Origin of the sequence: Escherichia sp. TW14182, assembly GCF_000208525.1 — a bacterium.
In the GTDB taxonomy this organism is placed as follows: domain Bacteria; phylum Pseudomonadota; class Gammaproteobacteria; order Enterobacterales; family Enterobacteriaceae; genus Escherichia; species Escherichia ruysiae.
In genome coordinates this window covers 1-8,855 of sequence record NZ_AEJZ01000058.1, presented here as the reverse complement: position 1 = coordinate 8,855, position 8,855 = coordinate 1, and the positions used below count along the sequence as shown (strand labels likewise).

The window sequence follows — 8,855 nt, the reverse complement described above, 5'->3', positions numbered from 1 at the left end:
TTCCTGCTGGCTATCAACATCGGCGGGGCATTCCAGCCGCTGTTTGACGTCGGTTCCGTGGCACTCTTTGTGCATGGTATTCAGTGGATTGGCTACACGCTCCACTTCCCTGACTGGCTGACTATCTTCCTCGCCCAGGGGCTGGGTGGCGGTATTAACACCGTTCTGCCACTGGTGCCGCAGATCGGCATGATGTACCTGTTCCTCTCCTTCCTCGAGGACTCCGGGTATATGGCGAGAGCGGCATTTGTGATGGACCGTCTGATGCAAGCGTTGGGTCTGCCAGGGAAATCCTTTGTGCCGTTGATCGTTGGCTTCGGTTGTAACGTACCGTCGGTGATGGGTGCGCGCACTCTTGATGCTCCGCGTGAACGTCTGATGACTATCATGATGGCGCCATTTATGTCCTGCGGTGCTCGTCTGGCAATCTTCGCAGTATTTGCTGCCGCGTTCTTCGGGCAGAATGGCGCGCTGGCTGTGTTCTCACTGTATGTCATCGGTATTGTGATGGCGGTACTGACGGGTCTGATGCTCAAATACACCATTATGCGCGGTGAAGCGACGCCGTTTGTCATGGAGCTACCGGTCTATCACGTACCACACATTAAGAGTCTGATTATCCAGACCTGGCAGCGTTTGAAAGGCTTCGTTCTGCGCGCCGGTAAAGTGATTATCATCGTCAGCATTTTCCTGAGCGCATTCAACAGCTTCTCGCTGAGTGGGAAAATCGTCGATAACATCAACGACTCGGCGCTGGCCTCTGTCAGCCGCGTGATCACTCCAGTCTTCAAGCCGATTGGCGTGCATGAAGATAACTGGCAGGCAACGGTTGGACTGTTTACTGGCGCAATGGCGAAAGAAGTGGTGGTGGGTACTCTCAACACCCTCTATACCGCAGAAAACATTCAGGACGAAGAGTTCAATCCGGCGGAATTTAACCTCGGTGAAGAGCTGTTCAGCGCGGTAGATGAAACCTGGCAGAGCCTGAAAGACACCTTCAGCCTTAGCGTACTGATGAACCCAATTGAAGCCAGCAAAGGCGACGGCGAAATGGGTACTGGGGCAATGGGCGTGATGGATGAGAAATTCGGTAGCGCGGCGGCTGCTTACAGCTATCTGATATTCGTCCTGCTGTATGTACCTTGCATTTCGGTGATGGGTGCCATTGCCCGTGAATCAAGCCGTGGCTGGATGGGCTTCTCCATCCTGTGGGGGCTGAATATCGCTTACTCGCTGGCAACATTGTTCTATCAGGTCGCCAGCTACAGCCAGCACCCGACTTACAGCCTGGTGTGCATTCTGGCGGTTGTCCTGTTTAACATCGTGGTTATTGGCCTGCTGCGCCGCGCGCGTAGTCGAGTCGATATCGAACTACTGGCAAGCCGCAAAACGGTAAGCAGTTGCTGCGCAGCCAGCACCACTGGCGATTGCCACTAAGGACACGGCAATGGCTTCGCTCATTCAGGTGCGTGATTTGCTGGCGTTACGGGGTCGTATGGAAGCAACCCAGATCAGCCAGACGCTGAACACCCCGCAGCCGATGATTAACGCTATGCTGCAACAGCTGGAAAATATGGGCAAAGCGGTACGGATTCAGGAAGAACCTGATGGCTGCCTCTCTGGCAGTTGTAAAAGCTGCCCGGAAGGAAAAGCCTGTCTGCGTGAGTGGTGGATGCTGCGTTAACCTTGTTTCATCGTTCGTTTTGAAAAGCCCGGTATGCATTAGCTACCGGGCTTTTTTGCGTGCGGCTTTCCATAAAAATGCAACTCTTGCAGCATGGAGTAAGTTCCTCTGAAAGCGTCTCGCAGGGATGAAAACTTGCTGATGCACAGCCGTGGAGTGGCGCGTAAAGTCTCGGCATTCAAAAAAACAGGTGAAGGAACGCCATGAGCAAAAAACAGAGTTCCACCCCACACGATGCGCTGTTCAAACTCTTTTTACGCCAACCGGACACGGCACGCGATTTTCTTGCGTTCCATTTACCGGCACCCATCCACGCGCTCTGTGATATGAAAACCCTCAAGCTGGAGTCGAGCAGCTTTATCGATGACGATCTGCGTGAAAGCTATTCCGACGTGCTGTGGTCGGTGAAAACGGAGCAAGGGCCAGGATATATCTATTGCCTGATTGAACATCAAAGCACCTCAAACAGACTGATCGCATTTCGCATGATGCGTTATGCCATTGCCGCAATGCAAAACCACCTTGATGCAGGATACAAAACGTTGCCGATGGTCGTACCGTTGTTGTTTTACCACGGCATTGAAAGCCCCTATCCCTATTCGCTGTGTTGGCTGGATTGTTTCGCCGATCCCAAACTGGCAAGGCAGATTTATGCCTCGGCATTTCCGCTGATTGATGTCACCGTCATGCCTGATGATGAAATCATACAGCACCGACGCATGGCGCTGCTGGAGTTAATTCAAAAACATATTCGTCAACGCGACCTGATGGGGCTGGTAGAGCAAATGGCTTGCTTATTAAGTAGTGGGTACGCTAATGACAGACAAATCAAAGGGCTGTTTAATTACATACTACAAACTGGCGATGCGGTACGTTTTAACGATTTTATCGACGGCGTTGCCGAACGTTCACCGAAACACAAGGAGAGTTTAGTGACTATTGCGGAAAGATTGCGGCAGGAAGGGTTTCAGAACGGTATACGTACCAACGCCCTAAATATTGCCAAAACCATGCTGGATGCCGGAGTCTCTCTTGAGGACGTTCTGCGATTTACCAGCCTGACGGTTGAAGACCTTGCTGAAATAGATCATCAATAACGTAAAGGATGGTTTTAATGACAGATGCAGAAAGAGAATATCTTATTAGTTACCTGATTGGTTATTTATTGGGTCGACGCCTGGAAGCCCTGGATATCGCCAAAAGAATGCTGTAATCCGGAGTCCCTCTTGCAGATATCATGCGCTTTACCGGGGTGTCAGAAGAAGAGTTGGCTGCGGCGAGTCAGGAAGTTCTGTCTCGCCATTTCTAAAGCCACCTACACCCTCTGCTTCAACGCTACCAGCTGCTGACAAAACTCGTCTGGATGCGAAATAAACGGCGCATGAGCCGCTTTGGCGAAGATATATGATTCGCTGTGCGGCCAGAGTTCATCCAGCATCGGCACTACTTTGCGCGGCACCAGACCGTCGAGATAACCATACAATCGCAAAAACGGCATTGGTACATTTTGCAGCGGATAACGAAGATCGACCGTTTTCAGGATTTCCAGCCCACCATTGAGCACGTCAACCTCCGGCATCGGTAATGCCAGAACGGTTTTCTTCAGCGCCCGCGCATCCTGGCGCGCCGTTTCTGTCCCCATGGTTTGCAACGCAAGGAAACGCTCCACCGTACGCTGAAAATCTTCACTTAGCTGCTGCTGGAAACCCGCCAGCACATCCGGTTTTATCCCCGGCCACCCATCACGGGCACTAAAACATGGCGACGATGCTACAGTGACCAGCGCCTGAACACGCTCGGGATAGGCTAATGCAATCTGACTTGCCACCAGCCCGCCCAGGCTCCAGCCTAACCAAATGGCTTTATCCGGTGCCTGTTGCAGCACGACATCAGCCATGTCAGCAAGCGACATCGCACCAAATCCCTGACTGCGCCCGAAGCCAGGCAGATCAACAAGATGTAACGTAAAATGCGAGCTAAGTTCCTCGTCAATGCAACGCCACACTTCGGCATTCAGTCCCCATCCGTGCAGCAGCACAAGATGAACATTCCCCTGACCTTTGGTCTGCCACCAGATGTTATTCATCCGCTATTGTTCTCTTTTCACTTACAAGGATGAACATATGCTAACAGTACCGGGATTATGCTGGCTATGCCGAATGCCGCTGGCGCTAGGTCATTGGGGGATTTGTTCGGTCTGCTCCCGCGCCGCACGTACAGATAAAATGCTATGCCCGCAATGTGGATTACCAGCTACACACTCGTATCTCCCCTGTGGTCGTTGCCTGCAAAAACCACCGCCGTGGCAAAGACTGGTAACCATCGCCAATTATGCGCCGCCGTTAAGCCCGCTCATCCACCAGCTTAAGTTTTCCCGCCGCAGTGAAATCGCCAGTGCGCTAGCACGTTTGTTACTGTTGGAAGTCTTACACGCCCGTCGCACCAGCGAATTACATCTGCCGGATCGCATCGTCAGTGTCCCGCTATGGCGGCATCGCCACTGGCGTCGGGGATTTAATCAGAGCGATTTGCTGTGTCAGCCGTTATCACGCTGGTTGCACTGCCAATGGGATAGCGAAGCCGTCACACGAACAAGAGCCACTGCGCCCCAGCATTTTCTCAACGCCCGTCTGCGCAAGCGCAACCTGAAAAATGCCTTTCGCCTTGAATTGCCCGTGCAAGGTCTCCATATGGTGATTGTGGATGATGTCGTTACCACCGGAAGTACCGTCGCAGAGATTGCGCAGTTGCTTTTACGCAATGGTGCGGCGACTGTCCAGGTCTGGTGCCTTTGTCGAACCTTGTAGAGCCTCGATGATGGGCGTATTATAACCAACTAAAATAGTCAACTATTAGGCCATTACTATGATCCGTATTTCCGATGCTGCACAAGCGCACTTTGCCAAACTGCTGGCAAACCAGGAAGAAGGGACACAAATCCGCGTATTTGTGATTAACCCTGGCACACCTAACGCTGAATGTGGCGTTTCTTATTGTCCGCCTGACGCTGTGGAAGCCACCGACACCGCCCTGAAATTTGACCTACTGACCGCGTATGTTGATGAGTTAAGCGCACCATACCTGGAAGATGCAGAGATCGACTTTGTTACCGACCAACTGGGTTCCCAGCTAACGCTGAAAGCACCGAACGCCAAAATGCGTAAAGTGGCTGACGATGCCCCGCTAATGGAGCGCGTGGAGTATATGCTGCAATCGCAGATTAACCCGCAGCTTGCCGGTCACGGTGGTCGCGTTTCGCTGATGGAAATCACCGAAGACGGTTACGCCATTCTACAATTTGGCGGCGGCTGTAACGGTTGTTCCATGGTCGACGTAACGCTGAAAGAAGGGATCGAAAAGCAGTTGCTGAACGAATTCCCGGAGCTGAAAGGTGTGCGCGATCTCACCGAACACCAGCGCGGCGAACACTCTTACTACTAAGTTATCCCCTCTTTTGTAGATTGCCCGATGCGACGCTAAAGCGTCTTATCGGGCTTTCGTTGTTCTTATGGCGCAGCTTTACTCCATCCCCTTCGTCTCCCCACGATAATATGACCAACCTCTCATAATTTAAATTTACCCCGCTCTGGTGATTCTCAAGCGCATTATGTTACCCGTATCATTCTCATGGGCACCAAACACACTCATAACATCTGACTACACTAATACGTTTTAGGGGTCATCAGCCGTGGTGCCGTTATATCTCTGTTCCCAGTTGGGACAACCAGGATTTGTCGTCAGAAACCTGACGTTACCCATAACAAATTAAAGGCCAGGTAAATCATGCCATTAGTCATTGTTGCTATCGGTGTAATCTTGTTATTACTCCTGATGATCCGCTTCAAAATGAACGGCTTCATCGCTCTCGTCCTCGTGGCGCTTGCTGTTGGATTAATGCAAGGGATGCCGCTGGATAAAGTTATTGGCTCTATCAAAGCCGGTGTCGGCGGGACGCTCGGTAGCCTTGCCCTGATCATGGGGTTTGGTGCGATGCTGGGCAAAATGCTGGCAGACTGTGGCGGCGCACAACGTATCGCCACCACGCTGATTGCCAAATTTGGTAAAAAACACATCCAGTGGGCAGTGGTATTAACCGGTTTTACCGTCGGTTTTGCCCTGTTCTATGAAGTAGGCTTTGTGCTGATGCTGCCGCTGGTATTCACCATCGCCGCTGCTGCAAATATCCCGCTGCTGTATGTTGGTGTACCAATGGCAGCTGCACTGTCTGTTACCCACGGCTTCCTGCCGCCGCATCCAGGTCCGACTGCGATTGCCACCATCTTCCAGGCCGATATGGGTAAAACCCTGCTGTACGGTACTATTCTGGCGATCCCGACCGTGATTCTCGCGGGTCCGGTTTACGCTCGCGTGCTGAAAGGCATTGATAAGCCGATCCCGGAAGGTCTGTACAGCGCGAAAACCTTCAGCGAAGAAGAGATGCCGAGCTTTGGCGTCAGCGTCTGGACTTCTCTGGTGCCGGTTGTACTGATGGCAATGCGTGCCATCGCTGAAATGATCCTGCCGAAAGGTCACGCTTTCCTGCCGGTAGCCGAGTTCCTCGGTGACCCGGTAATGGCAACGCTGATTGCCGTACTGATCGCGATGTTCACCTTTGGTCTGAACCGTGGTCGTTCGATGGATCAGATTAACGACACGCTGGTTTCTTCAATCAAAATCATCGCGATGATGCTGCTAATCATCGGTGGTGGCGGTGCGTTCAAGCAGGTGCTGGTAGACAGCGGCGTGGACAAATACATTGCTTCCATGATGCACGAAACCAACATTTCTCCGCTGCTGATGGCGTGGTCTATTGCCGCAGTGCTGCGTATCGCGCTGGGTTCCGCAACCGTTGCGGCAATCACTGCGGGTGGTATCGCGGCACCGCTGATTGCAACGACAGGTGTTAGCCCGGAGCTGATGGTTATTGCGGTTGGTTCCGGTAGTGTGATTTTCTCTCACGTGAACGATCCGGGCTTCTGGCTGTTCAAAGAGTACTTTAACCTGACTATCGGCGAGACCATCAAATCCTGGTCGATGCTGGAAACCATTATCTCAGTGTGCGGTCTGGTAGGCTGTCTGCTGCTGAATATGGTGATTTGATAATACTGACTGCCGGATATGGCGTGAATGCCTTATCCGGCTGCTCTAATGAGTAGGCCGGATAAGACGCATCAAGCGTCGCATCCGGCATCAACCGCACTCTACTTCTTCTTCGCTGCCGCCCTGCGTCGTCTGTCCAAATCCTTCAGCAACTTGTTCACCCCATCATCGGCAAACATTGTCTCAAGCGTTGCGGAAAGCTTGCGTCGCCAGTTTTTGTACTGGTAGCTGGTGCCAGGAATATTTACAGGTTCCGCCATATCCAGCCAATCTTCTGGCTGTAGCCCTAACAGGGCACTGTTACTGTCGGCGATATAACGTTGCAAGCCACGATTAAGCGTCGGTGTCATCGACATTAGTGATGCCTTATGCCCGGCACGTTTTGGCAGACAGCCATATTTATGCAGCGCATCCAACAGCCCTTGCTTCGCCAGTTCGCGATCCTGATACAAACCGCGCAGCACCACTTCATCCGGGTACAGCCCCAGTGTTTTGCCCAGCGTTAAATCCCCGCTCTCCCAGTAACCACGCAGCGTAGGCAGATCGTGTGTTGCCGCGACCGCCATCGACTGCTCCGGATACGCTTTTGGTGCGCGGAACGTCTTCTCGTGATCGCTTTCGAAATAGAGCACTTTGTAGGAGTAAACACCGCTACTGCGCAGCTTACCGACAATCTCTACCGGCACCGTACCAAGATCCTCGCCAATCACCATGCAGCGATGGCGTTTACTTTCCAGCGCCAGAATAGCGAGCAGATCATCCACCGGATAGTGGACATATGCCCCTTGATCCGCCGTTTCGCCATACGGTATCCACCACAAACGCAGCATCGACATTACATGGTCGATACGCAGCGCACCGCAGTTTTGCATGTTCGCGCGCAGTAGTTCGATAAAAGGTTCATAGGCGCGCGCGGTGATGATATGCGGATCCATCGGCGGCAATCCCCAGTTCTGCCCCAACGGGCCGAGGATATCCGGCGGCGCGCCAACCGACGCTTTCAGGCAATACAGTTCACGGTCGCACCAGGTTTCTGCCCCACCTTCCGCTACGCCAACCGCCAGATCACGGTACAAGCCAATCGACATTTCATAGCCCTGGCTTATCTCCCAGCAGGCGGCAAACTGGCAGTAAGCCAGCCACTGCAACCAGAGATAAAAATCGACGTCATCACGATGTTCTTCGCAGAACTGACGCACTTCTGATGAATCCACGTTCTGATACGCCTGCGGCCATGCCGGCCAGCCCCAGCGCATTTCGTCTTCCTTCACTTGCTGGGCATGTAGCGCATCAAAGGCTGCCTGCCAGAACAAGCTATCGCCCTGCTCTGCAACAAACTGGCGAAACGCCGCCATCTGCTCATCATCACGTTGCGCGAAACCGTTCCACGCCATCCGCAATGCTGTCATTTTTAAGGCAGTAACCGTAGAGTAATCGACCCAGTCAGCATCCCGCGCCTGTTGCAGCGTCTGTTGCGTGGTCGGCATCTGCCACCAGGCCTGTGCCTCTTCGCTAAGATGGAAATCTTCGACGGCGTTAACGTCGATATAAACCACATTCAGCCAGCGGCGCGATGACGGACTATACGGGCTGGCACTTTCCGGATTTGCCGGATAGAGCGCATGAATCGGGTTCAGGCCGATGAAAGACCCGCCGCGTTTCGCCACATCCACCAGCATCGCTTTAAGATCGCCAAAATCCCCAATACCCCAGTTTTTTTCCGATCGCAGCGTATAAAGCTGAACGCAGGCACCCCACAGCTTTTGTTTATTCAGCAACGCCTGCGGTTCGTAACAGCGTTTCGGGGCGACAATCACCCGGCAATGCGCGCGCTGGTCGTCCTGGGTAAGCGTCAGCGTGTGATAACCTTCCGGCAGCTTCGTCGGTAGATTGAACGCTTTGCCCCCCGTTACATGGCCTTTGTACTGCGTTCCTTCTTCGGTGGTCAGCAGCCAGCTATATTCGCCGCTGCCTTCTACCGCCATCGACATTTTTTTGCCGCTGGTATAAACCATGACATTCGGGACTGGCGTTACCGCCACTTTCGTGGCGGGGTTTCTCTGCAACGCGG

The 8,855-nt window shown here is 52.9% G+C and carries 8 protein-coding genes; 6 read left to right on the top strand and 2 right to left on the bottom strand.

The features are described from left to right. The 3 genes from feoB to rpnA all read left to right on the top strand — a co-directional run. A partial coding sequence (gene feoB, locus EQY_RS0105740) for a Fe(2+) transporter permease subunit FeoB (protein ID WP_000396970.1) occupies nucleotides 1-1,437 on the top strand: 1,437 nt, incomplete at its 5' end. 10 nt (nucleotides 1,438-1,447) lie between these two features. Then, entirely contained in the window at nucleotides 1,448-1,684 is a 237-nt protein-coding gene (gene feoC / locus EQY_RS0105735) for a [Fe-S]-dependent transcriptional repressor FeoC (protein ID WP_000157593.1), read from the top strand. 203 nt (nucleotides 1,685-1,887) lie between these two features. Continuing rightward, nucleotides 1,888-2,781 (top strand): recombination-promoting nuclease RpnA, encoded by an 894-nt coding sequence (gene rpnA / locus EQY_RS0105730; protein ID WP_000039075.1) that lies wholly within the window; start codon nucleotides 1,888-1,890, stop codon nucleotides 2,779-2,781. Nucleotides 2,782-2,999: 218 nt separating this feature from the next. Here rpnA and bioH read toward each other — a convergent pair whose 3' ends face one another. Continuing rightward, entirely contained in the window at nucleotides 3,000-3,770 is a 771-nt protein-coding gene (bioH, locus tag EQY_RS0105725) for a pimeloyl-ACP methyl ester esterase BioH (protein WP_001060058.1), read from the bottom strand. A gap of 37 nt (nucleotides 3,771-3,807) precedes the next feature. On the opposite strand from bioH, the gene gntX reads away from it, so the two are divergent. From gntX to gntT, 3 genes are all read left to right on the top strand, one after another. Further along, the gene (gene gntX, locus EQY_RS0105720) at nucleotides 3,808-4,491 is read left to right on the top strand and encodes a DNA utilization protein GntX (protein WP_010348483.1); all 684 of its coding nucleotides are present in this window, start codon (nucleotides 3,808-3,810) and stop codon (nucleotides 4,489-4,491) included. 58 nt (nucleotides 4,492-4,549) lie between these two features. Further along, a complete protein-coding gene (nfuA, locus tag EQY_RS0105715) occupies nucleotides 4,550-5,125 on the top strand; it encodes a Fe-S biogenesis protein NfuA (protein WP_000619389.1) in 576 nt (191 codons plus the stop codon). A gap of 342 nt (nucleotides 5,126-5,467) precedes the next feature. After that, nucleotides 5,468-6,784, top strand: coding sequence for a gluconate transporter (gene gntT, locus EQY_RS0105710; RefSeq protein WP_001131744.1), 1,317 nt, complete (start codon nucleotides 5,468-5,470; stop codon nucleotides 6,782-6,784). Nucleotides 6,785-6,885: 101 nt separating this feature from the next. Here the strand turns inward: gntT and malQ are convergent. Next, a partial coding sequence (gene malQ, locus EQY_RS0105705) for a 4-alpha-glucanotransferase (protein ID WP_000629955.1) occupies nucleotides 6,886-8,855 on the bottom strand: 1,970 nt, incomplete at its 5' end.

Coding starts and splice junctions, on each gene's coding strand:
- feoC (WP_000157593.1), top strand. CDS start 1,448: ATGGCTTCGCTCATTCAGGTGCGTGATTTGCTGGCGTTACGGGGTCGT.
- rpnA (WP_000039075.1), top strand. CDS start 1,888: ATGAGCAAAAAACAGAGTTCCACCCCACACGATGCGCTGTTCAAACTC.
- bioH (WP_001060058.1), bottom strand. CDS start 3,770: ATGAATAACATCTGGTGGCAGACCAAAGGTCAGGGGAATGTTCATCTT.
- gntX (WP_010348483.1), top strand. CDS start 3,808: ATGCTAACAGTACCGGGATTATGCTGGCTATGCCGAATGCCGCTGGCG.
- nfuA (WP_000619389.1), top strand. CDS start 4,550: ATGATCCGTATTTCCGATGCTGCACAAGCGCACTTTGCCAAACTGCTG.
- gntT (WP_001131744.1), top strand. CDS start 5,468: ATGCCATTAGTCATTGTTGCTATCGGTGTAATCTTGTTATTACTCCTG.